Below are 14,034 nucleotides of genomic sequence, written 5' to 3'. Positions count from 1 at the left end.
GGTTTTCCGGGGCCAGACAGCTGTAATCAGGGTTTCCCTAGGCCAAGCGCGGTCATGTATGCTACGGCGCTTCCTGTCATTCCACTTCCAGCCTGTCCGGAGCATCCCCCGGAGGGCGCGTTGAAGAGGATTAGGCCACCCCTATCCAGTACAAAAGTAGCCATGCACGAACAATATCAGCCCCGTGAAATCGAAGCCGCCGCCCAGTCGTTCTGGGACGAGCAAAAGTCCTTTGAAGTCAGTGAACAGCCAGGCAAGGAAACCTACTACTGCCTGTCGATGTTCCCTTACCCCAGCGGCAAGCTACACATGGGGCACGTGCGCAACTACACCATCGGCGACGTGATCTCCCGCTACCAGCGCATGCAAGGCAAGAACGTTCTGCAACCGATGGGTTGGGACGCCTTCGGCATGCCGGCGGAAAACGCCGCGATGAAGAACAACGTGGCACCCGCCAAGTGGACCTACGAAAACATCGCCTATATGAAGTCCCAGCTGCGCAGCCTGGGCCTCGCGGTGGACTGGTCCCGTGAAGTGACCACCTGCAAGCCGGATTACTACCGCTGGGAACAATGGCTGTTCACCCGCCTGTTCGAAAAAGGCGTGATCTACCGCAAGAACGGCACCGTGAACTGGGACCCGGTCGACCAGACCGTGCTGGCCAACGAACAAGTGATCGACGGGCGCGGCTGGCGCTCCGGCGCGCTGATCGAAAAGCGCGAAATCCCGATGTACTACTTCAAGATCACCGCTTATGCGGATGAGCTGCTGGAGAGCCTCGACGAACTGACTGGCTGGCCGGAACAGGTCAAGACCATGCAGCGCAACTGGATCGGCAAATCCCGCGGCATGGAAGTACAGTTCCCGTACAACGTCGACTCGATCGGCGAAGCAGGCACCCTCAAGGTCTTCACCACCCGTCCGGACACCCTGATGGGCGCGACCTACGTTGCCGTGGCAGCCGAGCACCCGCTGGCCACCCAGGCAGCGCAGAACAACCCAGAGCTGCAAGCCTTCATCGCCGAATGCAAGGGCGGCAGCGTGGCTGAAGCCGACGTCGCCACTCAAGAGAAAAAAGGCCTGCCGACCGGCCTGTTCGTCGAGCACCCGCTGACCGGTGAAAAACTTCCGGTCTGGGTCGCCAACTACGTGCTGATGCACTACGGCGACGGCGCCGTGATGGCAGTTCCGGCGCACGACGAGCGCGATTTCGAATTCGCCCACAAGTACAACCTGCCGGTCAAATCGGTGGTGCGCACCAGCTCCGGCGACACCAACCCGGCTCCGTGGCAAGACGCCTACGGCGAGCACGGCACGCTGATCAACTCCGGCGAGTTCGACGGCCTGGACTTCACCGGCGCGTTCGACGCCATGGAAGTCGCCCTGATCAAGAAAAACCTCGGCGCCTCGCGCACCCAGTTCCGCCTGCGCGACTGGGGCATCAGCCGTCAGCGCTACTGGGGTTGCCCGATCCCGATCATCCACTGCGCCACGTGCGGTGACGTGCCGGTGCCGGAAGACCAGTTGCCGGTGGTGCTGCCGGAAGACGTGGTGCCGGACGGCGCCGGTTCGCCGCTGGCGCGCATGCCGGAATTCTACGAGTGCAGCTGCCCGAAATGCGGCCAGCCTGCCAAGCGTGAAACCGACACCATGGACACCTTCGTCGAGTCCTCGTGGTACTACGCCCGTTACGCCTCGCCGCACTTCGAAGGTGGCCTGGTGGAAAAATCCGCGGCCGACCACTGGTTGCCGGTGGATCAGTACATCGGCGGTATCGAACACGCCATTCTTCACCTGCTGTACGCGCGTTTCTTCCACAAGCTGATGCGTGACGAAGGTCTGGTCAGCTCCAACGAGCCGTTCAAGAACCTGCTGACCCAGGGCATGGTGATCGCCGAAACTTACTATCGCCGCGAAGCCAATGGTGCCTACACCTGGTTCAACCCGGCGGACGTGGAACTGGAGCGTGACAGCAAGGCCAAGGTCATCAGCGCCAAACTGAAATCCGACGGCTTGCCGGTGGAAATCGGTGGCACCGAGAAAATGGCCAAGTCGAAGAACAACGGCGTCGACCCACAGTCGATGATCGATCAGTTTGGCGCCGACACCTGCCGCCTGTTCATGATGTTCGCTTCGCCGCCGGACATGAGCGCCGAATGGTCGGACTCCGGCGTTGAAGGCTCGCACCGTTTCCTCAAGCGCGTCTGGCGTCTGGCGCAGGCCCATGTGACCCAGGGCCTGCCGGGCAAGCTGGACATCGCCGGCCTGTACGACGAGCAGAAAGCTGTGCGCCGCGCCATCCACCTGGCCATCAAACAGGCCAGCCATGACGTCGGCCAGAACCACAAATTCAACACCGCCATCGCTCAGGTGATGACGCTGATGAACGTGCTGGAAAAAGCTGCGCAAGGCACCGAACAGGACCGCGCGCTGATTCACGAAGGTCTGGAAGCCGTGACGTTGTTGCTGGCTCCGATCACGCCGCACATCAGCCATGAGCTGTGGAATCAACTGGGCCACGCTGACCCGGTGATTGATGCCGGCTGGCCTGCGGTCGATGAAAGCGCACTGGTGCAGGACAGCCTGCAACTGGTCATTCAAGTGAACGGCAAGCTGCGTGGCCAGATCGAAATGCCGGCCAGCGCCACCCGCGAAGAAGTTGAAGCGGCGGCCCGCGCCAACGAAAACGTGCTGCGTTTCGTCGACGGTCTGACCATTCGCAAAGTGATCGTTGTACCAGGGAAACTGGTTAACATCGTCGCCAGCTAAATTGGATTGGGCGTCAGGTTCGCCTGACGCACTGTAAAACCTTTCGGGCCGCAGGGTCGGCCCACATGGTTTCAAGGGGAGCAACACAATGATCAAACGCAATCTGCTGGTGATGGGCCTCGCCGTTCTGCTGAGCGCCTGCGGTTTCCAGCTGCGTGGCACCGGCACCAACGAACTGTCGATCAAGGAGCTCGATCTGAGCGCCCGTAACGCTTATGGCGAGACCGTCACCCAGCTGCGTCAGGTGCTCGAGTCCAGCGGCGTCAAGGTCTACAGCGGTGCACCGTACAAGCTGTATCTGGCTGACGAACAGGAAAACCAGCGTATCCTCAGCTACGCCGGTGCCGGTCGTACGGGTGAGTACCAAGTGACCACCGTGCTGAACTACAACATCGTAGGCGAACACAATCTGAACCTGCTGAGCGACAAGCTTGAAGTGCAGAAAGTGTTCATCCACGACGGCAACAACCTCGTCGGCTCCGATCAGGAAGCCAACGACGCCCGTCGCGAAACCCGTCGCGAACTGGTTCAGCGCATGATGCTGCGCCTGCAACAGCTGACGCCGGGCCAACTGCAGCAATTGCAGCAAGCGGCCAACGACCGTGCCCGGGCTGAAGCCGACGCGCTGAAGGCGGCACAGAAAGCTGAAGCGGAAACCCCGCGTCAGTCGCCGCTCGAACTGCCGCAGCAGTAAGACGTACGGGGCGCTCAGGCGCCCCGTTCGCCCTCTCTTATGAAGCTCGCTCCCGCTCAACTCGGCAAACACCTGCAAGGCGCGCTCGCGCCCGTCTATATCATCAGCGGCGATGACCCGCTGTTGTGCCAGGAAGCCGCCGACGCCATTCGCAGTGCTGCCCGCCAGCAAGGTTTCGACGAACGCCAGGTGTTCGCCGCCGACGCCAATTTCGATTGGGGGACCTTGTTGCAGGCCGGCGCCAGCATGTCGCTGTTCGCCGAAAAACGCCTACTGGAACTGCGCCTGCCTTCGGGCAAGCCCGGTGACAAGGGCGCTGCCGCGCTGATCGAATACTGCTCGCGCCCCGCTGAAGACACGGTGCTGCTGATCAGCTTGCCCAAGCTCGACGGCAGTGCGCAGAAAACCAAGTGGGGCAAGGCCCTGGTCGAAGGCCAGCAGACCCAGTTCATCCAGATCTGGCCGGTGGACGCCAACCAGTTGCCGAGCTGGATTCGCCAGCGTCTGTCGCAAGCCGGTTTGTCGGCCAGCCAGGACGCGGTCGAACTGATCGCTGCACGCGTCGAGGGCAACCTGCTCGCCGCCGCGCAGGAAATCGAAAAGCTCAAGTTGATGGCCGAAGGTGGGCAGATCACCGTCGAAACCGTGCAGGCCGCGGTGGCCGACAGTGCGCGCTTCGACGTGTTTGGCCTGACCGACGCCGTACTCAACGGCGAACCGGCCCACGCCTTGCGCATGCTTGAAGGCCTGCGCGGTGAAGGCGTCGAGCCACCGGTGATTCTCTGGGCACTGGCGCGGGAGTTGCGCCTGCTGGCCAATATCTCGCTGCAGTACAGCCAGGGCACGCCGCTGGACAAGTGCTTCAGCCAGGCGAAACCGCCAGTCTGGGACAAGCGCAAACCGCTGATGAGCAAAGCCCTGCAACGCTACTCGGCGCAACGCTGGGCGCAGTTGTTGCTCGAAGCCCAGCGCATCGATGCGCAGATCAAGGGTCAGGCCGCCGGTTCGCCGTGGATGAGCCTGAGCCGGTTGGCGTTGTTGATGTCGGGCCAGCGTCTTTCACTGCCCGCCGAGTAAGACGTTCAACCGCATAACGCCCTTTCGCGAGCAAGCCCGCTCCCACAGTCGATCGCATTCACATGATAGAACTCGGTCGACTGTGGGAGCGGGCTTGCTCGCGAAGGCGTCAGAATATTCCTACGCAATAGAGGCTGGACAGACGCGCGGCTTCGGCAGATTATTCGCCCCGCAGCACCCACCTACCGAGAGAACCCTCATGAGCAAAAAGCCATCGAAACATGGCCCGAACAAGGCCAAATCCATCATCGCCCAACCCCTGTTCCGCAGTCGCCAGGAACGACCAACCAAGGGTAAAGGCAGCTACCGCCGCGAAGCCTTCCAGTCTAATAGCTGGGAGGCTTCTTACTTTCTGGCTGCCTGAAGCACAGCACCCCCTGGTCATGTTAAGGTCTGCACCTGATTCGTATCCCCTGGAACTGTGCATGCCCTTCAGTCTTTCCCGTCGTTGGCCCGTTCGCCAACTGATCGCTGCCTCCAGCTTCATTCTGCTTGTCGCCTGCGCGGAAAAACCTACCGCCGCCGATGCGCAACCCCTTCAAGCCGCCCCTGTCGCAACAGCCCCGGCAATCATCCCGCCGGTAGTGCCGTCCGCTGACCCGCTTGATCTTCAGCCAACCCAGACCTTTGCCGAATGGCAGGCGGGTTTCCGCAAGGATGCCTTGGCAGCCGGGATCCGCGCCGATCTGTTCGACCGCGCGTTTGCCAATGTCAGCTTCGATGCCAGTGTGATCAAAGCCGACCGCAGCCAGCCGGAGTTCTCTCGTCCAGTATGGGAATACCTCGATGGCGCCCTGTCGCCGCTGCGAGTGCGCAAGGGGCAGGCGCTGATCAGTCAGTACGCCGACATCCTGCAAAGCATCGAACAGCGTTATGGCGTGGATCGCCAGGCACTGGTGTCGGTATGGGGCATGGAAAGCAACTTCGGTCAGTTCCAGGGCAGCAAATCGGTGATCAACTCGCTGGCGACCCTGGCCTACGAAGGCCGTCGCCCCGCATTTGCTCATGCACAACTGATCGCGGCGCTGCAGATCCTGCAGCAGGGTGACATCACGCCAGAAAAGATGCTTGGCTCGTGGGCCGGTGCGATGGGCCAGACCCAGTTCATTCCGACCACCTACAACACCCACGCGGTGGACTTCGACGGTGACGGCCGCCGCGACATCTGGGGCAGCCCGGCCGATGCGCTGGCCTCCACCGCGCACTACCTGCAAAGCTCCGGCTGGCAGCGTGGTCAGCCGTGGGGCTTTGAAGTGCAGCTGCCGAGCGGCTTCAACTACACCCTCGCCGATGGCACGATTCGCAAGACCGTCACCGAATGGCGTCAACTCGGCGTGATCCTGCCCAATGGCGGTCAGGCCCCAGCCGGTTCGGAACAGCTGTCCGCGGCCCTGCTGCTGCCGGCCGGTTACCGTGGTCCGGCGTTCCTGATCCTCGATAATTTCCGGGCGATCCTCAAGTACAACAACTCGTCGTCCTATGCACTGGCCGTCAGCCTGTTGTCCGAGCGCTTCAATGGCGCAGGCCTGATCAACGGCACATGGCCGAAAGACGACCTGCCATTGAGCCGTACCGAACGTATCGAATTGCAGACCCTGCTGAGTGCGCGTAACTACGATGCGGGAACGGCGGATGGGATTATCGGCGCCAATACCCGCAAGGCGATCCGCAGTGCCCAGCAGGCGCTGGGTTGGCCGGCGGATGGTTATCCGACGCATAAGTTGCTTGAGAGCCTGCGTACTCAATAGAAGATAGCCGTATGGCTGATGCCGCCTTCGCGAGCAAGCCCGCTCCCACATTGGTTCTGTGTACGACACGAATCAAATGTGGGAGGGGGCTTGCTCCCGAAGACTGACTCACTGGCAATCAAACCCTAGCGTTTGATCACTACATCCTGTTCCAGCATCAATTCCTTCTTCCCCGCATCCAGCCGCACCAGCGCCCCCATCGGCAGCGTCAGGTTCGGATCACAATGCCCGCTGCGCCACCCCGACAGCACCGGAATCCGTAACGGCTCGAACGTCTGCTTGAGCAAGCGATTCAGCGCCTCGACATCGACCCCGGCGACATCCCCCACCAGCACCCCGCGCAATCTGGCCAGCTTGCCAGCCAGACGCATCTGCGTGAGCAAACGGTCGATGCGGTACAGCGGCTCGTTGACGTCCTCGATCAGCAGAATCACGCCCTCGACATCAATCTCATACGGCGTGCCCAGCGTTGCGGCGATCATCGCCAGATTGCCGCCGAGCAAACGCCCGTGCGCAATGCCCGGTTCGACGGTGGTCAAGGGATAAGCCACCGGATGGCTCAACACACTCCCCGCCTTCAACTGACCGCGCAGCATGGCGAAGAATGAGGTGACAGTCGGCGGCTCCTTGTTGCCCAGCAGGTCGGCATTGAGCAACGGGCCATGGAAGGTCACGAACCCGGCGTAGCGGCTGATCGCCAGATGCAGCGCGGTGATATCGCTGTAGCCGACAAACGGCTTGGCGTGGCGGCTGAGCAGATCGTAATCGATCCGGTCCAGCAGGCGCGGCGTACCGTAGCCGCCGCGCAGGCAGATGATCGCGTCGACTTCAGGGTCGGCGAACGCGGCATGCAGGTCGTTGAGGCGCACGTCATCGCTGCCGGCCAGATAGCCGTCCTTCTCGTAGACACCGGGGAACACTTTCAGCGCATACCCGCGGGCGCGCATCCACTGCACAGCCTTTTCCGTGTCCAGCGCACCGGGGCCAGCAGGGGCGATCACGCCGATCAGCCCTTCGGATGGCAGCGCCGGTACGGGTTTATGCGGAAAAAGGCTGTGGATCGGTCGAACGGTCATCCATGGTCTCCCTGTGAATTCATGAACACACAGTAGTCAGGTACAGAGACAAACAAAAGAGTGCGCGGCAGGCCCAAACAAAAATACCCGCCGAGGCGGGTATTTTTCGAGGCTATCAGCGCCGGATCAGGAACCGAGCAGTTCAGCCTTGACCAGTTTCGCCTGCTCGTCGGCGTGATACGAGGAACGTACCAGCGGGCCGGAAGCAACGTTCTTGAAGCCCATCTTGTAACCTTCCTCGGCGAACCAGGCGAAGGTGTCCGGGTGCACGAAACGCTGCACCGGCAAGTGGCTGCGCGACGGTTGCAGGTACTGGCCGAGGGTCAGCATGTCGATGTCGTGTTCGCGCATGCGCTTCATGACTTCGATGACTTCTTCGTCGGTCTCGCCCAGACCCAGCATCAGGCCGGATTTGGTCGGAATGTGCGGCATCATCTGCTTGAAGCGTTGAAGCAGGGTCAGCGACCACTGGTAATCCGAACCCGGACGCGCAGCCTTGTACAGGCGCGGCACGGTTTCCAGGTTGTGGTTGAACACATCCGGCGGCTCGGCAGCGGTGATTTCCAGGGCGATGTCCATGCGGCCACGGTAGTCCGGGACCAGGGTTTCCAACTGCACGTTCGGCGACAGCTTGCGGATCTCGCGGATGCAATCGGCAAAGTGCTGGGCACCGCCGTCGCGCAGGTCGTCGCGGTCAACCGAGGTGATCACCACGTACTTGAGCTTGAGGTCGGCAATGGCGATCGCCAGGCTTTCCGGCTCGTTGACGTCCAGTGGTTTCGGACGACCGTGGCCAACGTCGCAGAACGGGCAACGACGGGTGCAGATGTCACCCATGATCATGAAGGTCGCGGTGCCGCCGGAGAAGCACTCGCCCAGGTTCGGGCAGGAGGCTTCTTCGCAGACGCTGTGCAGCTTGTGCTTGCGCAGCAGACTCTTGATCCGGTCGACTTCCGGCGAAACCGGGATGCGCACGCGAATCCAGTCGGGTTTCTTCGGCAGTTCGGTGGTCGGAATGATCTTTACCGGGATGCGTGCAACCTTCTCGGCGCCGCGCAGCTTGACGCCGGCTTCAACCTTGGGACGCGGGGCCGGGCGCTCGGTCACGTCGAGCGTCGGGATCATGGTTTGCACTGCATCAGTAGTCATATCAGTCGATTCCGCCCGTCAGGGTCGTCTGCTCAGCATAGTCGAGGTGTTTGACGAGCTGCGCGCGCAGCCGGGCACTTACCTCGGCAAATTCAATCGATCCTGCGTGATCGCTCAGCTGGGTCATCGCCAGCCCGGCATAGCCGCAGGGATTAATCCGTCGAAACGGCTCCAGGTTCATATCCACGTTCAGGGCCAGGCCATGAAAGGAGCAACCGTGGCGAATCCGCAAACCCAGAGAAGCGATTTTCGCTCCGTCGACGTAGACGCCGGGAGCATCTGGCTTGGCGGCGGCGGTGACGCCGTAGCTGGCCAGCAGTTCGATCAGGCACTGTTCCATGCGCGTGACCAGATCACGTACGCCGAAACCCAGCTTGCGCACATCCAGCAACAGGTAAGCCACCAATTGGCCCGGGCCATGATAAGTCACCTGCCCGCCGCGATCGACCTGTACCACCGGGATATCGCCCGGCAGCAACAGGTGTTCGGCCTTGCCGGCCTGGCCTTGGGTGAACACCGGAGGGTGCTCGACCAGCCAGATTTCGTCGGCGGCATCGCTGCCGCGTTCGTTGGTGAAACGTTGCATGGCATGCCAGACCGGCTCGTAAGCCATCTGGCCAAGTTCGCGAAAGCCCAGCGTGCCCGGCATCACAACACCATGTGTACGAAACCGGTCGCCCGCAGTTCGCTGTTGATGTTGTACAGCTGATCCTGATCGGTCGCGACGATGTGCAACTGGATGGTGGTGTACTTGCCGTTGGTGCTTTGGCGTTCGACATCAAGGCGATGATTGATTTCCGCATGCTTCTCAACGATTGCGACAATCTTGTCCTTGTTCCCAACCCCGGTCTCACCGATCACTTTAATCGGGTAGTCCTTAGCGGGGAATTCGATCTTTGGCGCCTTTACTTCGGTATCGGTCATGGCGTAACGGCCTCGTAAGCGTAAGCCGTGGTAACGCACATGGCCCCGAACCGGACAGGAACGGGGCCATGCAGGTCAACACTCAATCAGTTGAACAAGCCGTAGAAGAATAGACGGATGCTATCCCACATGCGGCGGAAGATACCACCCTCCTCGACAGCGTCCAGAGCGATCAGGTCAGCGCTGTGCACGACCTTGTCGTCCAGTTTCACTTCGACTTTACCGATCACGTCGCCCTTGGCGATTGGCGCGGTCAGTTGCGGGTTCATGGTCATGCTGGCAGCGAGCTTTTTCAGCTGGCCTTTTGGCAGGGTCATGGTCAGGTCTTCAGCCAGGCCGGCCTTGACTTGACTGGTGGTGCCTTTCCACACCGGGGCCTGAGCCAGTTCGGTGCCCTTCTGGTAGAAGGTCTGGGTTTCGAAGAAACGGAAACCGTAGGTCAGCAGCTTCTGGGTTTCAGCGGCACGCGCCACTTCGCTATTGGTGCCGAACACCACGGCGATCAGACGCTGGCCATCACGTACAGCCGAGGACACCATGCAGTAGCCGGCTTCGTCGGTGTGACCGGTTTTCAGACCGTCAACGGTCTTGTCGCGCCACAGCAGCAGGTTGCGGTTAGGCTGCTTGATGCCGTTCCAGAAGAACTCTTTCTGCGAGTAGATCGCGTAGTGAGCCGGGTCTTCGTGGATGATCGCACGGGCCAGGATCGCCATGTCGTGAGCCGACGAGTAGTGCTCAGGGTTCGGCAGACCGGTCGGGTTCATGAAGTGCGAGTTGGTCATGCCCAGATCGGCGACCGTCTTGTTCATCAGGTCGGCGAACGCGTCTTCGCTGCCGGCGATGTGCTCGGACAGCGCCACGCTGGCGTCGTTGCCGGACTGAATGATGATGCCGTGCAGCAGGTCGCTGACGGTCACTTGCGAGCCGACTTTGATGAACATCCGCGAACCGCCGGTACGCCAGGCGTTTTCGCTGACAGTCACCGGGTCGTTCTCACCGATCTGGCCACGGCGGATTTCCAGCGTAGCGATGTACGCGGTCATCAGTTTGGTCAGGCTGGCTGGCGGCAGACGCTGGTCACCGTTGTTCTCCACCAGCACGTTGCCGCTGCTGGCGTCCATGAGCACGTAGGCTTTTGCAGCCAGTTGAGGTGGCGACGGCATCATCTCGGCCGCGAAGGCGGCTGGCGAGAGGAGCAGCGGGACTAGCAGACACAGGCGTTTGGCAAAGGTGGTGATGTTCATCCGTCTCTCGAAATCGCTAATGGAAACTTGCCCGAAGGCAAAACTATTCAGACAGCCTTCTAACGGGCCATCGCGTGTTCAGTTGCTCACTCCAGTCACCCTTGCCGGGCTTTTGTTCTTCGACGAGCCAACAACCTGGTCCACCCCCCAAAACCGCAAGTGAACCGTCAATCAAGTGCTACGTTTCTTACTCGGTGACCACGCTCGGCGAGCCGAGATTGGCCAGGCGCACACTGTTCTGCACCTGGGCGATCTCACCCGGCGAACCGATCGGCCCCAGGCGTACCCGGTGCAGGGTCTGCTGATTGCGCACGATCGAGCTGATGAACACCGGAGCGCTCACCATCCCGCTGAGCTTCGACCTCAGGAGTTCTGCAGCGTCCGGGTTGGCGAACGCGCCCACCTGCAGATACTGGCCAGACGCTGGTGCAGAAGCGTTTTTTTTTGCGCTGATCTGTACAGGGACAGTGTCAGAGGCATGTTGCTGCGGCGGCGGGGTCCACTGCTCGATGGTACCGGCCGACGCCGTGATCACCGGGGCGCTATTCTGCGCGACTTGCGGCTCGTTGAGCATCAGCGGCGCCGGACGGCCCTTGGCGGCCCACCATTGCTGCGGATCGATGCCCTCGACCTTGACCCGCGCGGTGCCGATTTCGGCATAACCGAGCTTCTTCGCGGCCGCGTAGGACAAGTCGATGATCCGGTCCGAATAGAACGGCCCGCGATCGTTGACCCGCAGGATCACGCTCTTGTTGTTGTCCAGGTTGGTCACCCGAACGTAACTTGGCAGTGGCAGAGTCTTGTGAGCGGCACTCATGCCGTACAGGTCATACACTTCGCCGTTGGCGGTGTTTTGCCCGTGGAACTTGGTGCCGTACCAGGACGCCGTGCCCGAGGCGACGTAGGTCTTGGATTCCTGCAACGGGAAATAGGTCTTGCCCAGCACGGTGTACGGGTTGGCCTTGTACGGGCCGGTGTGCAGGGTCGGCGTGGCGTCCGGGATCCGCGAAACATCGACATCCCACCACGGCGCGCCGTCTTTGTGCGCGCGGTTGATGTCCAGCCCCGGCTGCGCACGTACGGCGGTGGACGAGGTCTTCTGGGTTGGCGTGCGGCTGGTCGAACAGCTGGCGACCAGCACCGCCAACGCGGCGAATGCCACCAGCTTCAGGGGTTTATTGATAGGCAATGCCCGCATTACTTGACGCCCCGTGCTTTTACCAGCTCTTCAGACAGTTGATGTACGGCCATGGCGTACATCACGCTGCGGTTATAACGCGTGATCGCGTAGAAATTCTTCAGGCCCATCCAGTATTCAGGGCCGTTGTCGCCTTCGAGGCGAAATGCAGTAACCGGCATATCATCGCGCAGCGCATCATGACTTGACCAGCCCAGCGCCCGCAACTCTCCGACCGTTTTCGTCGGCTCGATGCCGGTGGTCAGGCCTTCATCGACCTGCTCGCCGCGCACATCGGCGCGACTGACCACCGGTTCCCCGGCGACCCAGCCATGCCGTTTGAAGTAACTGGCCACGCTGCCGATCGCATCGTCCGGATTGGTCCAGATATTGATGTGACCGTCACCGTCGAAATCCACCGCATAGGCGCGAAAGCTGCTCGGCATGAATTGCGGCAAGCCCATCGCCCCGGCGTACGAGCCTTTGAGGGTCAATGGATCGACCTGTTCTTCACGGGCCAGCAGCAGGAACTCACGCAATTCCTTGCGGAAAAATTCGGCACGGGGAGGATAGTCGAAACCGAGCGTGGACAATGCATCAATCACCCGGTAATTGCCGGTATTACGTCCGAAAAAGGTCTCGACGCCGATGATCGACACGATGACTTGTGCCGGTACGCCGTATTCCTGCTCGGCACGGGCCAGTACGGCCTCGTGCTGGCGCCAGAAGTCCACACCACGGGCGATGCGCGCGTCGGTGATGAACATCGGGCGATATTCTTTCCACTGTTTGACCCGCTCGGCGGGTTTGGAGATCGCGTCGAGAATCGCCTGCTTGCGCTGGGCCTCGCGGAACACCGCCATCAGTTGCTCGCCGGCAAAACCGTAGTCGCGGGTCATTTCACCGACGAATTCGGCCACCTGCGGTGAACCTTCGTAATCGCCGGCCAGCGCTTCCTGCGCGCTGCCAAGGATGCCGACCAGGCCGACCCACGGCGCGTAACGAGTCGCCCAGCTGCGCATGACTTGCATTGAACTCTTCACCTTATTCAAACCTGTGCGATCCACTTGCGATGCGTATGAATCGACATCAAAACCCCAAACGCTGACAGCAGTGTCACCAGCGAAGTTCCTCCGTAGCTAATGAAGGGCAACGGCACCCCCACCACCGGCAACAGGCCACTGACCATACCGATGTTGACGAAAACATAAACAAAAAACGTCATGGTCAGCGCGCCGGCGAGCAATTTGCCGAACAGCGTCTGCGCCTGGGCGGTAATCACCAGGCCGCGACCGATCAGCAGCAGATAGATCAGCAGTAGCGCGCAGATGCCCACCAGACCGAACTCCTCGCCCAGTACGGCAATGATGAAGTCGGTGTGGCTTTCCGGCAAAAAGTCCAGGTGCGACTGGGTGCCCAGCAGCCAGCCCTTGCCGAACACGCCCCCGGAACCGATCGCGGCTTTCGACTGGATGATGTTCCAGCCGGTGCCGAGCGGATCGCTTTCCGGGTCGAGGAACGTGAGGATCCGCTGCTTCTGGTAGTCGTGCATGATGAAGAACCACATGGCGATCGCCACCGGTACGGCGGCGGCCAGCACGCTGAGGATCCAGCGCCAGCGCAGTCCGCCCATGAACAGCACGAACGCGCCGCCGGCCAGAATCAGCAGCGACGTACCAAGGTCAGGCTGGCGCACGATCAGAATGAACGGCACGCCGATCAGCATCAGGCTGATGCCGACATGCTTGAGTTGCGGCGGTAGCGTGCGTTTGGACAGATACCAGGCAATCGTCGCCGGCATCAGGATCTTCATGAACTCCGAGGGCTGGAAGCGGATCACCCCGGGGATGTTGATCCAGCGCGTCGCGCCCATGGCGTTGTGGCCCATGATGTCCACCACCAACAGCAGCACCACCCCGATCACGTAACCGAGCGGTACCCAACGCGCCATGAACCGTGGTTCGAACTGGGCGATGACAATCATCGACACCAGGCCGATGCCGAACGAAGTGGCTTGTTTGCCCAGCAGATCCCAGCTTTTGCCACTGGCCGAATACAGCACGAACAGACTTCCCGCAGCGAGGATCAGCAGCAGGATCAACAGCGGGCCATCGATATGCAGGCGTTGCAGCAGCGTCGCCCGGCGACGCATCACATCCTCGCTAGAGAGCATGCG

At 61.2% G+C, this 14,034-nt stretch carries 13 protein-coding genes; 5 read left to right on the top strand and 8 right to left on the bottom strand.

Annotated elements, in window-relative coordinates; translation table 11 throughout:
• Nucleotides 1–162: 162 nt before the first annotated feature.
• From leuS to VLA07_RS20400, 5 genes are all read left to right on the top strand, one after another.
• Nucleotides 163–2,769, top strand: coding sequence for a leucine--tRNA ligase (gene leuS, locus VLA07_RS20420; RefSeq protein WP_333990973.1), 2,607 nt, complete (start codon nucleotides 163–165; stop codon nucleotides 2,767–2,769).
• Between the two features lie 88 nt (nucleotides 2,770–2,857).
• On the top strand, nucleotides 2,858–3,463 hold the full coding sequence (locus VLA07_RS20415) for an LPS-assembly lipoprotein LptE (RefSeq protein WP_333990971.1): 606 nt from the start codon (nucleotides 2,858–2,860) through the stop codon (nucleotides 3,461–3,463).
• Between the two features lie 39 nt (nucleotides 3,464–3,502).
• On the top strand, nucleotides 3,503–4,540 hold the full coding sequence (gene holA / locus VLA07_RS20410) for a DNA polymerase III subunit delta (RefSeq protein ID WP_003228535.1): 1,038 nt from the start codon (nucleotides 3,503–3,505) through the stop codon (nucleotides 4,538–4,540).
• 199 nt (nucleotides 4,541–4,739) lie between these two features.
• Nucleotides 4,740–4,904, top strand: coding sequence for an alternative ribosome rescue factor ArfA (gene arfA, locus VLA07_RS20405; protein WP_027612891.1), 165 nt, complete (start codon nucleotides 4,740–4,742; stop codon nucleotides 4,902–4,904).
• 61 nt (nucleotides 4,905–4,965) lie between these two features.
• Nucleotides 4,966–6,288, top strand: a complete 1,323-nt coding sequence (locus VLA07_RS20400) for a lytic murein transglycosylase (RefSeq protein ID WP_247268890.1) — start codon at nucleotides 4,966–4,968, stop codon at nucleotides 6,286–6,288.
• A gap of 125 nt (nucleotides 6,289–6,413) precedes the next feature.
• On the opposite strand, the gene VLA07_RS20395 is transcribed toward VLA07_RS20400, so the two are convergent.
• The 8 genes from VLA07_RS20395 to rodA form a co-directional block, all read right to left on the bottom strand.
• Nucleotides 6,414–7,364 carry a S66 peptidase family protein gene (locus VLA07_RS20395; protein WP_333990966.1) on the bottom strand — a complete coding sequence of 317 codons (951 nt, stop codon included), beginning with the start codon at nucleotides 7,362–7,364 and terminating at the stop codon, nucleotides 6,414–6,416.
• A gap of 126 nt (nucleotides 7,365–7,490) precedes the next feature.
• Nucleotides 7,491–8,489 (bottom strand): lipoyl synthase, encoded by a 999-nt coding sequence (gene lipA, locus VLA07_RS20390; RefSeq protein WP_160768663.1) that lies wholly within the window; start codon nucleotides 8,487–8,489, stop codon nucleotides 7,491–7,493.
• Between the two features lie 25 nt (nucleotides 8,490–8,514).
• Nucleotides 8,515–9,162 carry a lipoyl(octanoyl) transferase LipB gene (gene lipB, locus VLA07_RS20385; RefSeq protein WP_027612894.1) on the bottom strand — a complete coding sequence of 216 codons (648 nt, stop codon included), beginning with the start codon at nucleotides 9,160–9,162 and terminating at the stop codon, nucleotides 8,515–8,517.
• On the bottom strand, nucleotides 9,162–9,437 hold the full coding sequence (locus VLA07_RS20380; RefSeq protein ID WP_330207157.1) for a DUF493 domain-containing protein: 276 nt from the start codon (nucleotides 9,435–9,437) through the stop codon (nucleotides 9,162–9,164). Before VLA07_RS20380 ends, lipB begins: the two co-directional genes overlap by 1 nt.
• Before the next feature lie 86 nt (nucleotides 9,438–9,523).
• The gene (locus tag VLA07_RS20375; RefSeq protein WP_003228546.1) at nucleotides 9,524–10,681 is read right to left on the bottom strand and encodes a D-alanyl-D-alanine carboxypeptidase family protein; all 1,158 of its coding nucleotides are present in this window, start codon (nucleotides 10,679–10,681) and stop codon (nucleotides 9,524–9,526) included.
• A gap of 187 nt (nucleotides 10,682–10,868) precedes the next feature.
• Nucleotides 10,869–11,879 (bottom strand): septal ring lytic transglycosylase RlpA family protein, encoded by a 1,011-nt coding sequence (locus VLA07_RS20370; protein ID WP_247268891.1) that lies wholly within the window; start codon nucleotides 11,877–11,879, stop codon nucleotides 10,869–10,871.
• Complete coding sequence (gene mltB, locus VLA07_RS20365) at nucleotides 11,879–12,889, bottom strand: lytic murein transglycosylase B (RefSeq protein ID WP_007960589.1); 1,011 nt, start codon at nucleotides 12,887–12,889, stop codon at nucleotides 11,879–11,881. The genes VLA07_RS20370 and mltB overlap by 1 nt, the downstream gene beginning before the upstream one ends.
• Before the next feature lie 17 nt (nucleotides 12,890–12,906).
• Complete coding sequence (gene rodA / locus VLA07_RS20360) at nucleotides 12,907–14,010, bottom strand: rod shape-determining protein RodA (RefSeq protein WP_166497270.1); 1,104 nt, start codon at nucleotides 14,008–14,010, stop codon at nucleotides 12,907–12,909.
• Nucleotides 14,011–14,034: the final 24 nt, after the last annotated feature.

Source organism: Pseudomonas sp. S3(2024), assembly GCF_036861315.1.
GTDB classification, from domain to species: domain Bacteria; phylum Pseudomonadota; class Gammaproteobacteria; order Pseudomonadales; family Pseudomonadaceae; genus Aquipseudomonas; species Aquipseudomonas putida_A.
This window is presented reverse-complemented; position numbering and strand designations above follow the sequence as displayed.

Coding starts and splice junctions, on each gene's coding strand:
- leuS (WP_333990973.1), top strand. CDS start 163: ATGCACGAACAATATCAGCCCCGTGAAATCGAAGCCGCCGCCCAGTCG.
- VLA07_RS20415 (WP_333990971.1), top strand. CDS start 2,858: ATGATCAAACGCAATCTGCTGGTGATGGGCCTCGCCGTTCTGCTGAGC.
- holA (WP_003228535.1), top strand. CDS start 3,503: ATGAAGCTCGCTCCCGCTCAACTCGGCAAACACCTGCAAGGCGCGCTC.
- arfA (WP_027612891.1), top strand. CDS start 4,740: ATGAGCAAAAAGCCATCGAAACATGGCCCGAACAAGGCCAAATCCATC.
- VLA07_RS20400 (WP_247268890.1), top strand. CDS start 4,966: ATGCCCTTCAGTCTTTCCCGTCGTTGGCCCGTTCGCCAACTGATCGCT.
- VLA07_RS20395 (WP_333990966.1), bottom strand. CDS start 7,364: ATGACCGTTCGACCGATCCACAGCCTTTTTCCGCATAAACCCGTACCG.
- lipA (WP_160768663.1), bottom strand. CDS start 8,489: ATGATCCCGACGCTCGACGTGACCGAGCGCCCGGCCCCGCGTCCCAAG.
- lipB (WP_027612894.1), bottom strand. CDS start 9,162: ATGCCGGGCACGCTGGGCTTTCGCGAACTTGGCCAGATGGCTTACGAG.
- VLA07_RS20380 (WP_330207157.1), bottom strand. CDS start 9,437: ATGACCGATACCGAAGTAAAGGCGCCAAAGATCGAATTCCCCGCTAAG.
- VLA07_RS20375 (WP_003228546.1), bottom strand. CDS start 10,681: ATGAACATCACCACCTTTGCCAAACGCCTGTGTCTGCTAGTCCCGCTG.
- VLA07_RS20370 (WP_247268891.1), bottom strand. CDS start 11,879: ATGCGGGCATTGCCTATCAATAAACCCCTGAAGCTGGTGGCATTCGCC.
- mltB (WP_007960589.1), bottom strand. CDS start 12,889: ATGCAAGTCATGCGCAGCTGGGCGACTCGTTACGCGCCGTGGGTCGGC.
- rodA (WP_166497270.1), bottom strand. CDS start 14,010: ATGCGTCGCCGGGCGACGCTGCTGCAACGCCTGCATATCGATGGCCCG.